General features: G+C 73.5%; 17 protein-coding genes. 3 read left to right on the top strand and 14 right to left on the bottom strand.

What is annotated here, in order from left to right; genetic code table 11:
- Positions 1–47: 47 nt before the first annotated feature.
- Positions 48–419 (top strand): hypothetical protein, encoded by a 372-nt coding sequence (locus ABZ809_RS21520; protein WP_357564346.1) that lies wholly within the window; start codon positions 48–50, stop codon positions 417–419.
- 277 nt (positions 420–696) lie between these two features.
- Complete coding sequence (locus tag ABZ809_RS21515) at positions 697–1,071, top strand: YchJ family protein (RefSeq protein WP_357564387.1); 375 nt, start codon at positions 697–699, stop codon at positions 1,069–1,071.
- A gap of 58 nt (positions 1,072–1,129) precedes the next feature.
- Here the strand turns inward: ABZ809_RS21515 and ABZ809_RS21510 are convergent, their stop codons facing one another.
- The 8 genes from ABZ809_RS21510 to ABZ809_RS21475 form a co-directional block, all read right to left on the bottom strand.
- Complete coding sequence (locus ABZ809_RS21510; protein ID WP_357564345.1) at positions 1,130–1,687, bottom strand: gluconokinase; 558 nt, start codon at positions 1,685–1,687, stop codon at positions 1,130–1,132.
- Positions 1,677–2,906, bottom strand: coding sequence for a D-mannonate dehydratase ManD (manD, locus tag ABZ809_RS21505; RefSeq protein ID WP_357564344.1), 1,230 nt, complete (start codon positions 2,904–2,906; stop codon positions 1,677–1,679). The genes ABZ809_RS21510 and manD overlap by 11 nt, the downstream gene beginning before the upstream one ends.
- Before the next feature lie 37 nt (positions 2,907–2,943).
- Positions 2,944–3,897, bottom strand: coding sequence for a sugar kinase (locus tag ABZ809_RS21500; RefSeq protein WP_357564343.1), 954 nt, complete (start codon positions 3,895–3,897; stop codon positions 2,944–2,946).
- A complete protein-coding gene (locus ABZ809_RS21495) occupies positions 3,894–4,532 on the bottom strand; it encodes a bifunctional 4-hydroxy-2-oxoglutarate aldolase/2-dehydro-3-deoxy-phosphogluconate aldolase (RefSeq protein WP_357564342.1) in 639 nt (212 codons plus the stop codon). Before ABZ809_RS21495 ends, ABZ809_RS21500 begins: the two co-directional genes overlap by 4 nt.
- Positions 4,533–4,536: 4 nt before the next feature.
- Positions 4,537–5,685 carry a galactonate dehydratase gene (gene dgoD / locus ABZ809_RS21490; protein ID WP_357564341.1) on the bottom strand — a complete coding sequence of 383 codons (1,149 nt, stop codon included), beginning with the start codon at positions 5,683–5,685 and terminating at the stop codon, positions 4,537–4,539.
- A gap of 7 nt (positions 5,686–5,692) precedes the next feature.
- On the bottom strand, positions 5,693–6,508 hold the full coding sequence (locus ABZ809_RS21485; protein WP_357564340.1) for a carbohydrate ABC transporter permease: 816 nt from the start codon (positions 6,506–6,508) through the stop codon (positions 5,693–5,695).
- Positions 6,505–7,455, bottom strand: a complete 951-nt coding sequence (locus ABZ809_RS21480) for a sugar ABC transporter permease (protein WP_357564339.1) — start codon at positions 7,453–7,455, stop codon at positions 6,505–6,507. The genes ABZ809_RS21485 and ABZ809_RS21480 overlap by 4 nt, the downstream gene beginning before the upstream one ends.
- Positions 7,456–7,533: 78 nt before the next feature.
- Positions 7,534–8,823, bottom strand: a complete 1,290-nt coding sequence (locus ABZ809_RS21475) for a sugar ABC transporter substrate-binding protein (protein WP_357564338.1) — start codon at positions 8,821–8,823, stop codon at positions 7,534–7,536.
- A 144-nt stretch (positions 8,824–8,967) separates the two neighbouring features.
- Between ABZ809_RS21475 and ABZ809_RS21470 the strand changes: the two genes are divergently transcribed.
- On the top strand, positions 8,968–9,729 hold the full coding sequence (locus tag ABZ809_RS21470) for a FadR/GntR family transcriptional regulator (protein ID WP_357564337.1): 762 nt from the start codon (positions 8,968–8,970) through the stop codon (positions 9,727–9,729).
- Between the two features lie 141 nt (positions 9,730–9,870).
- On the opposite strand, the gene ABZ809_RS21465 is transcribed toward ABZ809_RS21470, so the two are convergent.
- From ABZ809_RS21465 to ABZ809_RS21440, 6 genes are all read right to left on the bottom strand, one after another.
- A complete protein-coding gene (locus tag ABZ809_RS21465; protein WP_357564336.1) occupies positions 9,871–11,226 on the bottom strand; it encodes an MFS transporter in 1,356 nt (451 codons plus the stop codon).
- A 198-nt stretch (positions 11,227–11,424) separates the two neighbouring features.
- On the bottom strand, positions 11,425–12,423 hold the full coding sequence (locus tag ABZ809_RS21460; protein WP_357564335.1) for a hypothetical protein: 999 nt from the start codon (positions 12,421–12,423) through the stop codon (positions 11,425–11,427).
- A gap of 71 nt (positions 12,424–12,494) precedes the next feature.
- Complete coding sequence (locus tag ABZ809_RS21455; protein WP_357564334.1) at positions 12,495–13,907, bottom strand: hypothetical protein; 1,413 nt, start codon at positions 13,905–13,907, stop codon at positions 12,495–12,497.
- Between the two features lie 46 nt (positions 13,908–13,953).
- Positions 13,954–15,576, bottom strand: coding sequence for a protein kinase (locus tag ABZ809_RS21450; protein ID WP_357564333.1), 1,623 nt, complete (start codon positions 15,574–15,576; stop codon positions 13,954–13,956).
- A gap of 209 nt (positions 15,577–15,785) precedes the next feature.
- Positions 15,786–16,670 carry an SPFH domain-containing protein gene (locus ABZ809_RS21445; RefSeq protein ID WP_357564332.1) on the bottom strand — a complete coding sequence of 295 codons (885 nt, stop codon included), beginning with the start codon at positions 16,668–16,670 and terminating at the stop codon, positions 15,786–15,788.
- 279 nt (positions 16,671–16,949) lie between these two features.
- A complete protein-coding gene (locus ABZ809_RS21440; protein ID WP_357564331.1) occupies positions 16,950–18,227 on the bottom strand; it encodes an MFS transporter in 1,278 nt (425 codons plus the stop codon).
- Positions 18,228–18,468: the final 241 nt, after the last annotated feature.

Genomic DNA, 18,468 nt, shown 5'->3' with positions numbered 1-18,468 from the left:
GGGCCGGGGGAAGACCCTGCGCCCAGGGCCGATTCCGAGGAGCGACGATGGCGGACGCAGGACGGGCCAGGAAGGCCACCGGGGCGCGCAAGGCCCCGATGAAGCGGGCGACGGCGGCGAAGAAGGTGGCGACGGCCACGAAACGGGCCACCGGGGCGACCGCGGCCAAGTCCCCGGGCGGGAAGCCCACGGCGACGACCGCCCGGGTGGCCCGGAAGAAGGACACCTCGGCCACCGCCGCCCCCGCCCGTGCCCGCAAGGCACCGGCCACCGCCGCCCCCGCCAAGAAGGCGCCCGCACGGAAGGCGACGAAGGCCGCCGCGACCCGCGCCGGCGCGGCCACGAAGGCCCCGGCCCGCAAGGCGACGACCATGGAGTCCTTCGGCAGCCGGCGTACGCCCCGGTCGAGCGCCCGCTGACCCGCGCGGACGCCAGTGCGGCGGGGTGCACACGCGATCCCGCCCTGCCCTTCGCCCACCCCCCGCGATCTTGCACTTGCTGCCCCCGCAAAGCCGACATACGCCCCAAACCGTGGGCACAAAGTGCAAGATCGCGGGCGGCAGGGCGGCGGGGTGGCAGGGCGGCGGGGCGCGGACGCTGGGCAGCGGGTGCGGACGTCGGCGGCGGTGAGCCGTCGGCCAGAATGGTCCGGTGGCGAAGCGAACCCGCCGGAGGACGGCCGACGACCAGGACCGGATGCCCTGTCCCTGCGGCTCCGGGCAGCCGTACGCCGGGTGCTGCGGGCGGCTGCACCGGGGGGAGGCCGACGCGGCGACCGCCGAGGCGTTGATGCGCTCGCGGTACGCCGCCTTCGCCGTCGGCGATCCCGCGTACCTGCTGCGCAGCTGGCACTCCTCGACCAGGCCGCGCCGGCTCGACCTCGATCCCGGCGTGCGGTGGACCGCTCTGGAGATCGTCGACACCGAGCGGGGCGGGTTGTTCGACGCCACCGGCACCGTCGAGTTCCGGGCCCACCACCGCGACGGCGGCGGGCCCGGGACGCAGGCCGAGCGCAGCCGGTTCGTCCGCGAGGACGGCCGCTGGGTCTACCTCGACGGGTTGCCCGACTGATGCCCGGTGCCGGCGGCGGCGGGCAGTGCGGCCCGGCCGCCGGCCCCGGGCCCGGCGGTCACCTCTTCGCGGCGACGCCGGTCGACAGGCCGAGCCGGTCGAGCGCGGCCGAGACGAGTTCCTCCGGCGTCAGCGACACGTCGAGCACCAGCACGGACTCGTCCGGGTCGGGCTGTTCCAGGGTGGCCAGCTGCGACTCCAGCAGGCTCGCCGGCATGTAGTGCCCGGCACGCTGGGCAAGTCGCTCCCGGATGACCTCGGCCGACCCGTCCAGGTGGACGAACTCGACGCTCGGCGGGCCGTGGCGCAGCACGTCACGGTACGACCGCCGCAGCGCCGAGCAGGCCAGCACCGTAGACACGCCCTCGGCGGCACGCGCCGTCATCCACCCGGCCAGGTCGCGCAGCCAGGGCAGGCGCGCGGCGTCGTCCAGCGGCACACCGGCCCGCATCCGCGCCACGTTGGCCGGCGAGTGGAACTCGTCCGCCTCGGCGAAGGTGAGTCCGGCACGGGCGGCGACGCCCCGGGCCACTGTCGTCTTGCCCGCCCCGGACACCCCCATCACGATGACGTGCCGCGTCGGGCCCGCGCCGCGCGGGCCGGGCTCACCAGTCATGGACGGTGCCGTCCTGGAGCCGGTTGAACGGCAGGTACGCCGGCACGTACGGGAACTTCGCGGCGGCCTCCTCGTCCAGCTCGACGCCGAGGCCGGGCTGCTCGCCCGGGTGCAGGTACCCGTCGGCGAAGGTGAACGACTGCCGGAACACCTCGTTGGTGAGCGGCCCGTGCTGCATGTACTCCTGGATGCCGAAGTTGTGGATGGCCAGGTCCAGGTGCAGCGCGGCGGCCATGCCGACCGGCGAGATGTCCGTGGGGCCGTGGATGCCGGACTTGATCTGGTACTGGGCGGCGAAGTCCAGCAGCTTGCGCATGGCCGTGATGCCGCCGGTGTGGGTGACGGCGGAGCGGACGTAGTCGATGAGCTGCTCGCGGATGAGCGTCTGGTAGTCCCAGACCGTGTTGAAGATCTCGCCGATCGCCAGCGGGGTGGTGGTGTGCTGGCGGACCAGCCGCAGCGCCTCCTGGTTCTCCGCCGGGGTGCAGTCCTCCAGCCAGAACAGGTCGTACGGCTCCAGCGCCTTGCCGAGCTTGGCGGCCTGGATCGGGGTCATCCGGTGGTGGCCGTCGTGCAGCAGCGGCAGCTCCGGGCCGAACTCGTTGCGGACGGCCTCGAACACGCCGGGCAGGTGCCGCAGGTAGGAGCGGGTGTCCCAGTCCTCCTCGGCCGGCAGCGGGGTGCGCTGCGCCGGCTCGTAGTCGTAACGCTTGCCGTCGGCGCTGGGCTGGGCGGCGACCCCGTACACGGCGTTGATGCCCGGCACCGAGGTCTGCACCCGGATCGAGCGGAAGCCGAGGTCGAGGTGCCGGCGGATCGAGTCGAACAGCTCGGGAAGGTCCCGGCCGGAGGCGTGGCCGTAGGCCATGATGCCGGTGCGCGACGCCCCGCCCAGCAGCTGGTACAGCGGCATGCCGGCGGCCTTGGCCTTGATGTCCCACAGGGCCACGTCGACCGCCGCGATCGCGGCCATGGTGACCGGCCCGCGCCGCCAGTACGCCGACCGGTAGAGGAACTGCCAGGCGTCCTCGATGCGGTGCGCGTCCCGGCCGATCAGCAGCGGCACGACGTGGTCACGCAGGTACGAGGCGACGGAGAGTTCCCGTCCGTTGAGGGTGCCGTCGCCCAGGCCGGTGATGCCGTCGTCGGTGGTGATCTTCAGGGTGACGAAGTTGCGGTCGGGGCTGGAGACGATGACGTCAGCGGCGACGATCTTCACGGGGTCTGCCTTTCTTCCTTCGGGGTGCTCGGGGCGGCTAGCGGAGGACGGCTCCGGCCTCGTGGCCGTCGAGAAGAGAGAGTTCGGCGCGGCGCGGCAGGCCTTCCCAGTCGCCCGGGCTGGAGACCGCGAAGGCGCCGAGGGTGGCCGCGCGTCGCAGCCGACCGTTCAGGTCGAGCCCGTCGAACCAGCCCGACAGGTAACCGGCGGTGAACGCGTCACCGGCGCCGACGGCGTCCACGGCGGTGACGGTCAGCGCGCCGACGTGCCGGACCTCGTCCGGGGTGTACGCGCGGGCGCCGTCGCCGCCCAGCTTGACCAGGACGGTGTGCACGCCCCGCCGGAACAGCTCCGCCACGACGGCCGGCTCGTCGGCACCCGGCTCGCCGACGAGATCCAGCTCGTCGGCGGACGCGACGACGACGGAGGCGTACCCGGCCAGCGGGGTGAGCACCGCGCGGGCGGTGTCGCGGGACCAGAGGCGGGCGCGGTGGTTGACGTCGAGGCAGACCGGGATGCCCGCCGCGGCGGCGGCCTCGGCCGCCCACCGGGTCGCCTCCCGGGCGCTGTCGGACAGCGCCGGGGTGATCCCGCTCAGGTGCAGCATCCGCGCCCCGGCGGCCAGCGGCGCCCGCAGGTCGTCGGCGCCCAGCGCGGAGCCCGCCGACCCGGCCCGGTGGTACTGCACCCGGGTCACGTCGGCGGTACGCCGCTCCAGGAACATCAGGCCGGTCGGCCGGTCGGGATCCCGGGTCACCCCGTCGACGGCCACGCCCTCGGCGCGCAGTTGCCGCAGCGCGTACTCGCCGAACTCGTCGGTGCCGAGCCGGCCGACCCAGGCGGCGTGGTGGCCCAGCCTGGCCACCCCGACCGCCACATTGGACTCGGCGCCGGCCAGGTGCATGGTCAGCGGGCCCCCGGCGGCGATCGGGCCGGCCGAGCGCAGCGACACCAGGGCCTCGCCGACGGTGAGCAGATCCGGTGCGGTCATGATCCGGCCGGCTCCCGCACCGCGGCCAGGTAGGTGCGTGCCCGGGCCCGCAGCGCGTCCAGGTCGCCGCCGGAGGCGGCGTCGCCGACCAGCGGGCCGCCCAGGCCGACGGCGATCGCCCCGGCCCGGAAGTAGCCGGGCACGTCGGCCAGGCCCACGCCGCCGACCGCGACGAACGGGATCTGCGGGAACGGGTCGCGCACCGCCCTGAGGTAGGCCGGGCCGCCGACCGACGCCGGGAACAGCTTGACCACCGACGCCCCCATCCGCAGCGCGGTGTACGCCTCGGTCGGGGTGAGCGCCCCGGCGGCGACCGGGAGGCCCCGGCGCGCCGCCGCGGGGATCGACTCGACCACGGCGGGCGTCACCACGAACTGCGCGCCCGCCGCGGCCACCCGCTCGACGTCGGCGGCGGTGAGCACCGTGCCGGCGCCGACCAGGGACCCGGCAGGCGCGACCGCGCGCAGTGCCTCGATCGCCCGCACGGCGTCCGGCGTGGTGAGGGCCACCTCGACGACGCGTACGCCCTCTTCCAGCAGAGCGGTGCCGGCGGCGATCGCGGCGGCGGTGTCGGTGCCGCGGATGATCGCGAGGACGCGGGCGGCGGTGAGTTCGGCGGCGAGGTCGACGGTCATCTGGTCACCATTCCGCGTAGGAGCCGTCGGCGTGCCGCCAGGTCGGGCTGCGCCACGCGTGCCCGCGCTTGTCGGCCGTCCGCACGGCGTGCTCGTCGATCTCGATGCCGAGGCCGGGTGCCGTGAGCCGCTCGACGTACCCGTCGACGAACGTCAGCGGGGTCTTGTCGAGGCAGTAGTCGAGCACCTCGGCGCCGAGGTTGTAGTGGATGCCGATGCTCTGTTCCTGGATCAGGTAGTTGGGTGTGGCGAACCCGACCTGGAGGCAGGCAGCGAGGGCGATCGGCCCGAGCGGGCAGTGCGGGGCGAGCTGCACGTCGTACACCTCGGCCAGCGCGGCGATCTTGCGGACCTCGGTGATGCCACCGGCGTGCGAGAGGTCCGGCTGGGCGACCGCGATGCCGGCCTGGAGCACCGGAAGGAACTCCTGCCGGTTGTAGAGCCGCTCCCCCGTCGACACCGGCGTGGTGGTCGAGCGGACGAACTCGCCGATCAGGTGCGAGTTCTCCGGGACCACGGGCTCTTCCAGGAAGAACGGCCGGTACGGCTCCAGCAGCGGGGCGACCCGGCGGGCGGTGGCGAGGGTGAACCGGCCGTGGAAGTCGACCGCCACGTCCCGCTCGTCGCCGAGCACCTCGCGGGCGGCGGCCACCCGCTGCACCACGCCGTCGAGTTCGGCGACGGACGCGACCGCGCTCATCCGCCCGGACGCGTTCATCTTCACCGCGGTCAGGCCCGTCTCGACGGCGGCGCTGATCTGGTCGCGGACCTCGTTCGGCTCGTCGCCGCCGACCCAGCCGTAGACCCGGATCCGGTCCCGGACGGGGCCGCCGAGCAACTGGTGCACCGGCGCGCCGTAGTGCTTGCCGGCGATGTCCCACAGCGCCTGGTCGAGCCCGGCCACGGCGCTGGCCAGGATCGGCCCGCCCCGGTAGAACGAGCCCTTCGTCATGACCTGCCAGTGGTCCTCGATGCGCAGCGCGTCCCGGCCGACCAGCAGCTCGCTGAGCTGCTCGACGGCGGTGCGGACGGTCTCGGACCGGCCCTCGCAGGTCGCCTCGCCCCAGCCGACGATCCCGGAGTCGGTCTCGACCCGGACGAACAGCCAGCGCGGGGCGACGAGGAAGGTCTCCACCCGTGCGATCGTGGTCATGGTGTCCTCAGCCCTTCGTGGCGCCGGCAGTGAGGCCGGAGACGACGTACTTCTGCACGAACAGGGCGATCAGCATGATCGGCAGGGTGACCACGGTGGCCGCCGCCATCAGGCCGCCCCAGTCGATGCTGGCGTAGCCGACGAAGTCGAAGATCGCCACCGGGAGCGTCTTGGTGTCGGCCCCGGAGAGCACGAGGGCGAACATGAAGTTGTTCCAGGAGAAGATGAACGACAGGATGCCGGCCGTGGCGATGCCGGGCACCGACAGCGGCAGGGTGATCCGGCGGAACGCGCCGATGTGGGTCAGCCCGTCGACGAGCGCCGCCTCCTCCAACTCGGCCGGCAGGCCGTCGAAGTAGCCCATCATGATGTAGACGATCAACGGCAGCGACACGAACATGTGGCTGAGGATCAGCACCGTGAACCCGCCGACCATCTGCAGGTTCGAGAAGACGTAGTACCAGGGCACCAGCAGCGAGACGCCGGGGATGACCCGCGCCATGAGCACGACGAGCGCCGACTTCTTCATGTTGAAGCGGCTCATCGAGTACGCGGCGGGCACCCCGAGCACGAGCGACAGCACGGTGGCGGCGAGCGCCACCCAGAGGCTGTTGCCGATGAACTGGATGTAGTTGGCCTGCTGGAGGACGTTGGCGTAGTTGTCCAGCGTCGGGGAGAAGACGAAGGCCTTCTCGGTGTCGTAGATGTCGACGTTCGTCTTCAGCGAGGCGGCGACCATCCACACCAGCGGCGCGATCAGCGACAACACCACGAGGACGAGGGCGACCGTCCGGAAGACCTTGTACGGCCTGCGCAGCTTCATCGGTTCAGCCCCTTCTTGCGGGAGGTCAGGGCCCACATCACCCCGATGATGATCAGGAAGAAGATGATGAGGACCGTCGACGAGACGCCGTAGTCGTTGTAGTCGAAGCTGAGCCCGTAGGCGTACACGTTGAGGGTCTCCACCTCGTGGAACGACCCGCCGCCGCGCCCCTTGGTGGCGTAGAGGATGTCGAAGGTCTTCAGGGCGTCGATGCCGCGCAGCAGGATCGCGACGATCACGGTGGGCATCAGCAGCGGCAGGGTGACGTGCCGGAACCGCTGCCAGGTGCTGGCGCCGTCGATCAGCGCCGCCTCCTGCGGCTCGTCGGACAGCGACGTCAGGCCGGCGAGCAGGATCAGCACGACCATCGGGGTCCACTGCCAGATGTCGATGAACATCGTCGTCGGCAGGGCCGAGGACTGCCCGGACAGCCAGGGCTGGGGGCCGATCCCGACCCAGCCGAGCATCTGGTTGGCCATGCCGATGTTGGGGTCGAAGATCAGCCGCCACATCATGCCGACCGCGACCGGGGTGGCCACCAGCGGCAGGAGGATCGCGACCCGGACCCACTTCTCACCGCGGAACGGCCGCCACAGCAGCAGGGCGATCGCCATGCCGAGGACGACCTCGAAGAAGAGCACGACGCCGGTGAAGAGGGCGGTGCGCCACACGGCCGGCCAGAACCGCTCGGTGTCGCCGAGCACGTCGAGGTAGTTCTGGATGCCGATGAAGGAGCTCACGGCGCGCACCGAGCCCTCGGCGTCGGTCAGGCTGAGATACCCGGTCCAGGCGACCGGGAAGACGATCAGCACGGCGACGAACAACATGGCGGGTGCCGCGAAGAGCCACTTGCGGTGCTCGTTGGCCCAGCGCGACCAGCCCGACGTCTCCGGGGGCGCCGGACGCGCCTCGGGCGAGGTGGTGACTGGTGTGGTGACGGCTGACATGAGGTCTCCGAAAGGGTCAGGGCCAGGGTCCCGACGCGGGGTGGCGGAGCCGACCGGCTCCGCCACCTGCGCTTCGGGCTACTTCGCCTCGTCGTCGAGGAACTTCTGGAACCTCTCGTTGGCCGCGTCCGCCGAGGCGGCCGCGTCCTTGCCGGTGATCGCGTCGACGATCGGCTGGCCGACGATCTCGCGCGCCTCGGCGACCTTCACGACCAGCGGGCGGTCGTGGCCCACGCCGTTGGCGGTGCTGACCGTGGTGGCCTCGGCGAGGTCCTTCGGGTACGTCGCCGCGCCCTCCGGGTTCTCCCAGACGGAGGTACGGGCGCTGGGCACGCCGGCCTTCTGCTGGGCCAGCGCCTGCTCCTTGCCGGCCGCCCACTGGATGAACTTCCAGGCGTTGTCCTGGTTCTTGGACGACTCGTTGACGCCCAGCGCCCAGGAGGGGATGTTGTACGGCTTCGAGCCGGCCGGGCCGGCCGGGAAGGCCGCGAAGCCGACGGTCTCGGAGACCTTCGACTTGGCCGGGTCGGTGGCGTTCTTGTAGAGGGAGTTGGCCTCGGTGTAGAAGGCCGCCTTGCCCTGGGTGAAGATCGCCATCGCCTCGGACCAGCTCATGTCGGTGCTGATGTTCTCCGGGCCGTGCTCGCGCAGCAGCCCGCCGTAGTAGGCGTACGCCTGCTTGGCCTGCTCGGTGTTGACCGAGGCCTTGCCGTTGGCGTCGACGAAGTCACCGCCGAAGCTGTAGAGGAAGCTGGAGAACTGGGTGACCGCGGCGGCCTTGCCGGTGCGGGACACGAAGCCCGCCACGCCCGGGTTGTCCGCCTCGACCTTCGCCGCCTGCGCCTTGAGCTCGTCCAGGGTCTTCGGCGGGGCGGTGAAGCCGGACTTCTCCAGCAGGTCCTTGCGGTAGTAGAGGACCTCCTGCTCGGTGATGATCGGCACGCCGACCAGCTTGTCCTCGTACGTGGTCGCCTGGACCGGTCCGGACTGGAAGTCACCGATCTCGAACGCGCTGTCCGACTTGCTCTTGTCGGTCAGGTCGGCGAGGTACTTGTTCTTGGCGAACAGCTTCCCCTCCTGCAGCGGCCGGTACATCATCACGTCCAGGTCGGTGGACCCGGCGTTCAGCTTGACGTTGTACTGGTCGGAGAGCTGGTCCTCACCGAGCTGGGTGACCTCGACCTTCAGGCCCGACTGCTTCTCGAACTCGGGCAGGGCCTTCTTGATGTTCTCCGTCCAGACGTGGTTCACCAGCGTCACGCGGACGGTGTTGGAGCTGCCGGCGTCGTCCCCGCCGCCACCGCAGGCGGACAGGCCGAGGGCGACGACCATCGCCAGGGAAGTCCCGATTACTGAGCGACGTCTCACGTCCATCTCTCCTTTGCCGTGGCCGTGGCCGCCGCCCGGACGGGTGGGCCGCCACCTCGCGGTTTACATCCGCTTAACTTCGGGATGCTAGGCCGAAAAAGCAGACTTATACAAGTGGGAAACCCAACTGATATGCTCCGCCGCGTGAAATCGTCCTCCCCGGGGGTTGCCGCCGCCCGGCTCGCTCCCGCCGAGCCCGGGCTGCACGCACGTGTCCTCGACCGCCTCGGCACGGCCATCTGCGGGGGCGAGCTGGCACCCGGGTCGGTCCTCAACATCGACGAGCTGGTCGAGCGTTACGCCGTGTCCCGCTCGGTCGTCCGCGAGGTGCTGCGGGTGCTCGCCTCGATCGGGTTCATCGAGACCCGCCGCCGCGTCGGGGTCATGATCCGTCCGCCGGAGGCCTGGAACGTCTTCGACCCGCAGGTGATCCGCTGGCGGCTCGCCTCGGCCGGCCGCATCGTCCAGCTCCGCTCGATCACCGAGCTGCGCACCGCCGTCGAGCCGCACGCCGCCTGGCTCGCCGCCACCCGGGTCGGTCACGACGAGGCGAGCGACCTCGTCGGGCTCGCGGCGAAGATGTGGGCCGCCGGCAAGGCCGGCGACGAGGAACGCTTCCTCAAGCTCGACATCGAGTTCCACCGGCGGATCCTGGTCGCGTCCGGAAACGAGATGTTCGTCCGGTTGCAGGACCTGATCGCGGAGGTACTCACCGGCCGGCACCAGCACCACCTCATGCCGCACCACCCGCACGAGCAGGCCCTCCAACTGCACGCCGAGGTCGCCCAGGCGATCCAGCGACGCGACGGCGAACGCGCCCGGCGGGCCATGGTCCAGCTCATGGAGCAGGCCTTCGACGAGATGAGCTCCATCTGGGAACAAACCGGCGAAACACCCACCCCCTGACGCCCCCGCCCCGCCCCGCCCCGCCCCGCGCCGCGCCCGCCCCCCCTCGCGATCTTGCACTTTCGGCCCTCTGAATACGAGGAATGCCCCCTTTGTCAGGGCCGAAAGTGCAAGATCGACGGGCTGGGGCGCCCCGGAGCGCTACTGCCGGGGGTGGGGCGGGCGGTGGGGGCGGGTCAGCAGGAGCAGGGCGACGATCAGGTACGGGACGGCGGCCACCGCGAACGCGACGCCGTTGCCGGCCCCGGTGGCGAGCAGCCCGTACCCGCCGTAGACCGCGATGATCGTCAGGTCGGTGGCCATCCCCGCCAGCGAGGTCACGGTGGCCCGGCTGGCGCCGGTGATCCGGGCCTGCAACCGGGCGTCGGCGAGCACGGTGGCGAGCTGGAAGCCGCAGAACGCGACGGCGACCAGCGCGAAGCCCACCGGCCGGGCGAGCAGCGCCCCGACGGCCAGGGCCAGGGCGGACAGCGCCAGCAGCCCCGCGTACCCACGGGCGGTCAGCCGCTCCCCCGCCGGGGCCAGCAGGCCGCCCGCGCCCACCCCCGCCCAGGTGAGCAGGAGCAGCAGCGGCACGGTCGCCTCGCCGACGCCGGTGTCCCGGGCCAGCAGCGGGGTGTACTCGTCGAGGGCGCCCCAGACCGCCGCGACCACCGCGACCAGCAGCACCGCCGCGCGGACGGCCCGGTCGGCGTGGACCTCGGCGAACCCGGCGCGCAGGCTCGCCCACCAGCCGAGTTCCTCGTCGTCCTCGCCGGCCCCGGCATCGACGCCCCGTCCGCTGCCCCCCGGTCCGGCATCGACGTCCCGTCCGCTGCCCCCCGGTCCGGCATCGACGTCCCGTCCGCTTTCCTCCGGTCCGGCCTGAACCGTGCCGTCAGCGGTGGCGGCGGCCGTACCGGTCACGGCGTGGCGGTGTTCCGGCAGGCGGGTGGCGACGGCGGCGGCGAGCAGGCAGGCGAGCACGCTGGCCGCGCCGACGGCCGGGTAGCCGCCGACCGCGAACACGGGGCCGGCCAGCAGGATCGAGGTGAGCACGCCGAGCGTCCCGGCCGTCTTCGACCGGCCGATGACGCGGGCGTACCGGCCAGCGGCGCCGAGCCGGTCGAGTTCGGTGAAGACCAGCGCCTCCAACGCCCCCGAGGCGAGCGCCCCGCCGGCGCCCCAGAGGACGAACCCGACGGCGAAGGCCGGGTACGAGGGCGCGAGCACCCAGAGGGCGAAGCCGGCGGCCGTGACCAGCGGCGCGAGGCAGAGCAGCAGCCGTCGGGAGGCGGCGTCGGCCAACGCGCCGGAGGGCACCTCCAGCACGATGCTGCTGGCGGACCAGATCACGAACAGTGACGAGATCTGCCAGACCGACAGGCCGGTGTCGCTGAACAGCAGCGCGTACAGCGGGTAGAGCAGGACGAGTTCGGTGAGGAACGCGTACCCGTAGAGGGTGGCCGCCAGGCGGTGGACGCGCGGCTTCCAGACGCGCGGAGGGTGGACAGTCATGGGACCTTCCTGGGTGGACGAAGCGGACGCCGGACGTACGGCGACCGCGGCGGCCCACGGCAGTGGCCCCTAGCAGTGCATCAACATCGCCACGTCATGCCGGCGATGGTAGCCGCGCCGGCCCGGGCGGTCACGCCCATTCGCCGGACACACGCCGGGGTGGGATCCCTGATCGGATCCCACCCCGGGCGGCGGTGGTCAGCGGTGCTCCCGCTCCCCGCCCACCGGCGGGATGACCATGGTGGCCTCGCTGTCGACGCTGGTCGGCGCGGCCGGCACGCCGGCACCTCGGGCGGTGACCTGGGTGGCGTCCGGGTCGCCCCGCCGGGGCGCCGGCACGGTCTGCGCGACGTCGACCCGCGGATCGGAGATCACCTGCGTCGCCTCCGGGTCGGCGTCGACGCGCGGCGCGGAGACCACCTGGGTGTCTTCCGGGTCGCCGCCGGGCACCGGGGTGCCGCCCGGAGCCCCGTTGGCGAGGTGGGCCTCGGCGTCCCGCCGACCGGCCTGGTAGGCGCGGGCGTGCGTGGCGATCTGCCGCGACTCCTGCTCGGCCCGGGCCAGCCACGACTCCCAGCGGCTCTGCATCGGACGGACCAGCCCGCCGCCGACCCCGACGACCAGGATGCCGCCGATGGTGGCCAGCACCGCGATCAGCACCGGAGTGGTGACCGCGGTGGCCACCCCGATCTGGTTGAGCGCGGCGATGACACCCAGGCCGAGGATGAAGACCGAGGCGATGGTGGCCAGGAACCGGCCGTACGACAGCCCGCCCAGGGCGCCGCTGACGATGTCCTTCACCGCGTTGGCGATGGCCGCGGCGACCACGACGATGACGATCGCGACGAAGGCGCGGGGCAGCCAGGCAATCACGCCGGCGATCAGGTCCGAGATCGGGTTCGGCCCCCAGATGCCGAAGGCCAACTGGAGGGTCACCAGCAGCACCCCGTAGTAGGCGAGCTTGGCGACGATGTCGCTGGCGTCGTACCGGGAGCGGGCCAGGGCCCGGCGGATCCCGCCGCGTTCCACGGCGCGGTCGAAGCCGACCCGCTCCAGCACCTTGTCCACGATCTTCAGCACGGCCTTGGCGATCAGCCATCCGGCCACCAGGATGGCCACGAAGGCGACGGCCTTCGGCAGGAAAAGCATCACCGACCCGAGGGCGTCCCCCACCGCGTCGCCGAAGTTGTCTCTCATCGGTAGTCCTCCACACCGGATCTGGTTCGTCCGGGCCGACCTACCCCCCACGGCGCGCGGGGAAACACCGGTCAGCGGCGCCGGCAGTCGTAGGACACCGGGGCCTGGGCCTGCACCGGGGACGGGGAGGTGATGGTGACCGTGGCGGTCTCGGTCGTGCGTCCCACGCCGCTGAAGGTCCAGCGCAGCGTCAGCTCGACGGTGCGCTGCCCCCGTCCGACCCGCTCGGTCAGCGGGCTGCCGGGCGCGCTGCCGCTGCGCAGCCACTGGTAACGGATCTCCCCCGCCCGGCCGTTCGTCGACACGGTGGCCACCACGTCGACGGTGACGTCGCACCGGTCCCCGGCCGGCCGGGGTACCGCCACCGCCACCCCGGTGACCTCCAGCGGGCTGATCCGCTGCCAGAGATAGAGGCCCACGGCGGCGAGCAGCGCGATGGTCAGCAGGGTCGACAGCACCGAGGTCACCATCCGCCACGTCGAGCGCCGCCGGGGTGCCGGCATTCGCGCGGCCGGTGCCGGCCACGCGGGTGCCGGCGGCGGTGTCGTCGGTACGCCCGGCCCGAACCGCAGCTCCCCGCCCGTTGGCCCGGCGAAGGGGGTTCCCGTCCCGCCCCCGGCGGTGGGCCCGCCCCCGGTGAAAGGCCCAGCCACGGCGGAGGACCCTGCCCCGGCGAACGGCCTGGCTCCGGCGGTGGGCCCCACCGTGGTGGTGAAGCCGGCGCCGGCGGTGTGCCCGGTCTCGACGGCCGCCATCGGGGTGGTCCGGTCCCCCGTGGCGGTCTGCGCCGGCTGCCACGACCCGGTCGGCCCGCCCGCCGGGTGCCGCGGCGTCGTCGGCCCGCCCATCGGATGCCGCGGCGTCGTCGGCCCGCCCATCGGATGCCCCGGTGTCGTCGGCCCGCCAGGGGTCAGGCGCGTCGTGGGCTCCCCGGTGGCCAGGCGGACGGTCTCGTCGGCAGTGGCCATCGCCCCGGCCACCACCGCCGCCCCCGGCAGGGGCGCGGTCGACTCGCCGGCGCCCAGGTAGACGGTCGGCTCCCCCGTGGCAGGGTGGGCCGGCGGCGCACCGGCGGCCAGGTACACGGTCGCCTCGCCAGCGGGCAACGGCACCGTCGGCTCACCGGTCGCCAGGTGCACCGTGGCGTCGGCGGAAGCCAGGGTCGTCGTGGGCTCGCCGGAGGCCAGGGTCGTCGTGGGCTCGCCGGAGGCCAGGGTCGTCGTGGGCTCGCTGGCGGCCAGGTGGACGGTCTGGTCGGCGGTGGCCAGAGGTGCCGTCGACTCGTCGGCAGCCAAATACACGGTGGCGTCGCCCGAGGCCAGGTGGACGGTGGCGTCGGCCGAGGCCAGGTGAACGGTGGCGTCGCCCGGGGTCAGGTGCACCGTGGGGTCGGCCGAGGGGTGCGGGTGGTGGGCGCTCGCCGCGCCGTCGGCCGGCGGCCGGTGGGTGGGCAGTGCCTCGGTCGGGTCGTTCGGCTGGGTCACGGCGGCCCGCCCTCCGTCGTCGTGGTCGTCATCCGGTTGTCCGGGCTCAGCCCGGCGTGCAGTCGTCGCGCAGCATCACGTACACCGTCGAGCCCTTGGAGGAGGCGTTGCCGGCCTCGTCGACGGCGACGACCCGGACCGGGATCTCGGTCGGTCCCTCCGGCCGGGGCAGGTCGCCGAGGACGCCCTGGAACACCCCGCGCCCACCCGCGCGCATCGCCACCTCGACGGTGCGACCGTCCAGGGTGTACCGGAGGCTCACCCGCAGCTTCTCGACCGGCGTCAGGTCGTCGGAGGCGACCGCGGAGACGGTGCTGGACGTCGGCCCGTACCGGCAGCCCCCGGGGTCCAGGCTGGTCGGGCTGGCCGCGACCCTGCCGACGGACGGCGCGACGGTGTCGCCCGGTGGCGGCGGGCTGGTGCTGGCCGACGCGGTCGGCGTGACGGGAGTCGACGACGGTGGCGCCCCGGTGTCGTCGGGGTCCGGTGCCGCCGTCGTCCCGGTCGGCGCGGCCGAGGGCGTCGGGGTCGACGCGGGCGTCGGGGACTGGGCGGCGACCGACGGGGACGGCTCGCCGGTCGGGGCCGTCGTCACCTCCGGCGCGGCCGGTCCGGCGGCGGGCAACGGCTCGTCGCGACCGGCGTAGCTCAGCCCGGCGCCACCGACGACCAGCACGGCGGCCAACCCGCCGCCGACCAGCACCGCGCGGGCCTTTCCGGCACGCAGCCACGTCCAGCGGTTGCTGCCCTCGTCGAACGCGGTGCTGGCCAGGCTGGTGGCACCCCCGGTGCCGTCCGGGAACGGGAAGAGAGCGGCGAGCAGTGCCGCCCGCCGGGCCAGCTCGCGCAGGCCGCGTTCCTCCCACCGCTGCCCGTACGCCTCGGCCGCGACCTGTTCCAGGAGGGCGAGGAAGACCTGGGCGGGTTGCGGCCGCTCGGCCGGCTGCTTGGCCATGCCGTGCCGCAGCAGGTCGTGCACCGGCTCGGGGGCGGCCTCGGTGGGGATCGGCGCGTGGGCGTGCTGCTGGCGCAGGGTCAGCAGGTCCCGCCCGTCGTAGGGTGGCCGGCCCGTCAGGCACTCGTAGAAGGTGGCGGTGGCGGCGTAGATGTCGCAGGCCGGGTTGGCCGGCGCGCCCGTCCACTGCTCGGGTGCCATGTACCGGGGAGTGCCGGTGACGCTGACCCCCGAGCTGCCGCCCACCGGCATGGCGATGCCGAAGTCGGCGAGTTTGCTGGTGCCCTCGGCGGTGACCAGCACGTTCTCCGGCTTGTAGTCGCGGTGCACGACGCCCCGGGCGTGTGCCGCGCCGAGCCCGGCCAGGGATCCCTTGAGGACGCAGAGCGCCGACTCCGGGGCGGTCGGCCCGTGCGCCCGCAGCATCTGCCGCAGCGACACCCCGTTGACCAGCTCCATGACGATCGCCGCGCCGGTGGGCGACTCGACGTACTCGTAGAGACGGGAGACGTGCTGATCGTCGATCTCGGCCAGCAGCCTGGCCTCGGCGCGGAACGCGGTACGAAACGACGGGTCGTCGCCGATGCCGCCGGTGAGGTACTTGATCGCGACCGGGGTGCCCGTCGCGTCGTGCACGGCGAGGTCCACCCGACCGGACGCGCCGGCACCGAGCTGCCGCACCGCGCGGTAGCCGGAGACCTGCCAGCCCGTCACGCGTCCACCTCCCCGTCGCTGGGACGGTGAAGCCGCCTCCGGTGGCCATTGTGGTCACGGAGGCCGGTGGGGCAATCGGCGCAACGGTTGCTTCCGGCCCCTGGACGTCCGGGGTCGTCCCGGCGAACGGGGACATGGTCGGTTACGGACACACGCCACTCGTACCACCCGCAGGCAAGTCGGGTGTGGGGCGGCCACGCCGCCGTGGGTCAGGCCGGCGGGTGCCGGTGGCCGTCGCCGGAGGCGGGCACCGCGGCTTCCGTACGCCCGGCCGGTGGCTGCTCGGTCTGCGGACGCTCGGACTGCGGCTGCTCGGCGGCCAGCGGCTCGGTGCCGCGGGTGAACTTGTCGAAGAAGCGCAGCAGCTCCACCGGGAACGGCATCACCAGGGTGCTGTTCTTCTCCGCCGCCACGTCCACCACGGTCTGCAACAGCCGCAGCTGGTACGCCCCCGGCGTGCCCGCCATCGCCCGGGACGCGTCGGCGAGCCGGCGGGACGCCTGGTACTCGCCGTCGGCGGCGATCACCCGGGCGCGGCGTTCGCGTTCCGCCTCGGCCTGGCGGGACATCGACCGTTTCATCCCCTCGGGCAGCGCGACGTCCTTGACCTCCACCCGCTCGATCAGCAGCCCCCACGGCTTCTCGGTCGGCGCGTCGATGACGGCCTTCAACTCGGCGTTGATCCGTTCCCGGTCGCCCAGCAGGGTGTCCAGGTCGGCCTTGCCGATCACCGAACGCAACGCGGTCTGCGCCACCTGGAGCACGGCCGAGGGGTAGTCGCGGACGTTGACCAGCGCCTTCACCGGGTCGACGACCCGGTAGTAGACCACCGCGTCGACGGTGAGGGTGACGTTGTCCCGGGTGATCGCCCCCTGCGGGGGCACCCCGATCACGGTCGTCTGCATGCTGACCCGCACCATCCGGTCGGCGACCGGGACGATCAGCCGCAGGCCGGGCTCCCGGACCGGCGTCAGCACCCGGCCGAACCGGAAGACGATGCCGCGCTGGTACTGCTGCACCAGCCGGACACTCAACGCGCCGACGAGCGCCACGAACACGATCACGATCACCAGGCCGATCACCACGGCTTCCACGGCACCCCCGACTCCGCGCGGCTCCCCGGGCCGGCCCTTTCCCGTCCCGGCGGGAAGTAGTCCCAGGATCGGCGATCAGCGCGTCCTGGACCGCGCGGGCCGTGAGCCGGGCGGAGCGGGAGGGCCCGCCCGGGACGGAAAAGCCCGACCCCGGGCCGGGAAAGCCCGACCCCGGGCCGGGAAAGCCCGACCCCGGGCCGGGAGAGACCCGACCCCCGGCCGGGAAAGCCGGATCCCGACGTCCGGCCGGGGTGGCAGGTCGGGCGACCTGCGCCGGGGCTATCGTCCGGCGCCGGCCCGGGCGGCGCCGCGGGCGCCCAGCAGCGCGATCCCGCAGGCCGCGAGGGCACTCAGCGGGGCGATCAGGAAACCGACGGTCACCTCGCCGGCGGCGTCCAGCAGCGCCCCGGCCGCCGCCGCGCCACCCGCGCTGCCGGCCGAGAAGGCCGTCGCCGCCCAGGCGAACGCCTCGGCGGCCGTGCCCGCGGGTGCCAGGTCGTCGAGCGCGACGAAGGCGATGGTCAGCACCGTCGGCAGCGCGAGCCCGCTGACCGCCATCAGCACCAGCATCACCGGCGGGGCGGGGGTGAGCAGCAGCGGCAGGTAGCCGACGGCGAAGACCGCGACCGCCCGGGGCAGGGTGGCGTACCGGCGCAGCCCGCCGAAGCGGACGAGGAGCAGGCCGCCGACCAGCGCCCCGGTGGCCTGCGCGGCGAGCAGCCAGCCCGCCCAGGACCGGGCCCCGGCCGACTCGGCGTACGCGGTCGCGGCGACGGTCACGCTGCCCACGGCCGCGCCGACCAGCAGCAGTGCCGCGAGCACCAGCCGGAGCCGGCCGGCGCGCAGCGGCCCGGCCCAGTGCCGTGCCGCGTGCTCGCCCCGCCAGCGCCGGACCGCGTCGGTCGTGGCGAACCAGACGGTGCCGGCGGCCTGGAAGAGCGCGGCGGCGGCCAGCCCGCCGGTCGGTCCGACCAGGCCCACGGCGGCGAGCGTGACCACCGGCCCGAGGATGAAGATCGCCTCCTGTACGGCGATGTCCAGGGTGTACGCGGTCTGCACCCGGTGCGCGGGGAGCAGGTCGCGCCAGAGCACCCGCAGGCACGACTCGAACGGCGGCGCGCCCAGTCCGGCCAGGACGGCGGCGAACACGGTCACCGGCAGGTTGACGTGCGCGGCGGTGAGCGCGAAGCCGATCGTCGAGGCCGCCACGGCCAGCCACAGCACCGGCGGTTGCCGCCACCGGTCCGCCATCCGGGCGAGCAGCGGCTGGCCCACGGCCGTGCCGGCGGTGAACGCGCCGACCAGCAGGCCCGCCACGGTCAGCGTCATCGTCTCCCGGGCGAAGACGAGCAGGGCCAGCGGGGCCGCGCCGAGCGGGATCCGGCCGAGCAGGCTGGCGGCCAGGACCCGGGCGACCTGCGGCACCCGCAGCACCGCGAGGGCGGAGGTTTCGGTGGGATCGGTGGGATCGGTGGGATCGGTGGAGTCGGTGGGCGGCCCGTCGGCGGATGGACGGTCGGCGGGCGGCACGGCTCTGGTGTCGTCGGAAATGGGCATGGTTCGGCGCTCCCAGATCAGGGCGGAGATGGACCGGATGAGGGCGGAGCACCAGCCTGGTCAGGGAATGTAGTCGGACCGCTCGTGGCCGTCGCCGTACAGCGGAACGTCCGGGGTGATCCAGCGGCCGTGCGCGGCGGCGACGGCGTGCGACGGGATCACGGTGGACAGTCTAGACCCGGACGCCGCCACCGCGCGGGGCCAGCCGCGCCGGATTGGCCCTCGCCACCGGGCCGACCGC

Origin of the sequence: Micromonospora sp. NPDC047074, from assembly GCF_040643815.1 — a bacterium.
In the GTDB taxonomy this organism is placed as follows: Bacteria; Actinomycetota; Actinomycetes; order Mycobacteriales; family Micromonosporaceae; genus Micromonospora.
The sequence above is the reverse complement of the archived record's forward strand: the minus strand, read 5'-3'. Positions and strand labels throughout refer to the sequence as shown.

Excerpts from the sequence above, each read along its gene's own strand:
- ABZ809_RS21520 (WP_357564346.1), top strand. The coding sequence starts at position 48 with ATGGCGGACGCAGGACGGGCCAGGAAGGCCACCGGGGCGCGCAAGGCC.
- ABZ809_RS21515 (WP_357564387.1), top strand. The coding sequence starts at position 697 with ATGCCCTGTCCCTGCGGCTCCGGGCAGCCGTACGCCGGGTGCTGCGGG.
- ABZ809_RS21510 (WP_357564345.1), bottom strand. The coding sequence starts at position 1,687 with ATGACTGGTGAGCCCGGCCCGCGCGGCGCGGGCCCGACGCGGCACGTC.
- ABZ809_RS21500 (WP_357564343.1), bottom strand. The coding sequence starts at position 3,897 with ATGACCGCACCGGATCTGCTCACCGTCGGCGAGGCCCTGGTGTCGCTG.
- ABZ809_RS21495 (WP_357564342.1), bottom strand. The coding sequence starts at position 4,532 with ATGACCGTCGACCTCGCCGCCGAACTCACCGCCGCCCGCGTCCTCGCG.
- dgoD (WP_357564341.1), bottom strand. The coding sequence starts at position 5,685 with ATGACCACGATCGCACGGGTGGAGACCTTCCTCGTCGCCCCGCGCTGG.
- ABZ809_RS21485 (WP_357564340.1), bottom strand. The coding sequence starts at position 6,508 with ATGAAGCTGCGCAGGCCGTACAAGGTCTTCCGGACGGTCGCCCTCGTC.
- ABZ809_RS21480 (WP_357564339.1), bottom strand. The coding sequence starts at position 7,455 with ATGTCAGCCGTCACCACACCAGTCACCACCTCGCCCGAGGCGCGTCCG.
- ABZ809_RS21465 (WP_357564336.1), bottom strand. The coding sequence starts at position 11,226 with ATGACTGTCCACCCTCCGCGCGTCTGGAAGCCGCGCGTCCACCGCCTG.
- ABZ809_RS21460 (WP_357564335.1), bottom strand. The coding sequence starts at position 12,423 with ATGAGAGACAACTTCGGCGACGCGGTGGGGGACGCCCTCGGGTCGGTG.
- ABZ809_RS21440 (WP_357564331.1), bottom strand. The coding sequence starts at position 18,227 with ATGCCCATTTCCGACGACACCAGAGCCGTGCCGCCCGCCGACCGTCCA.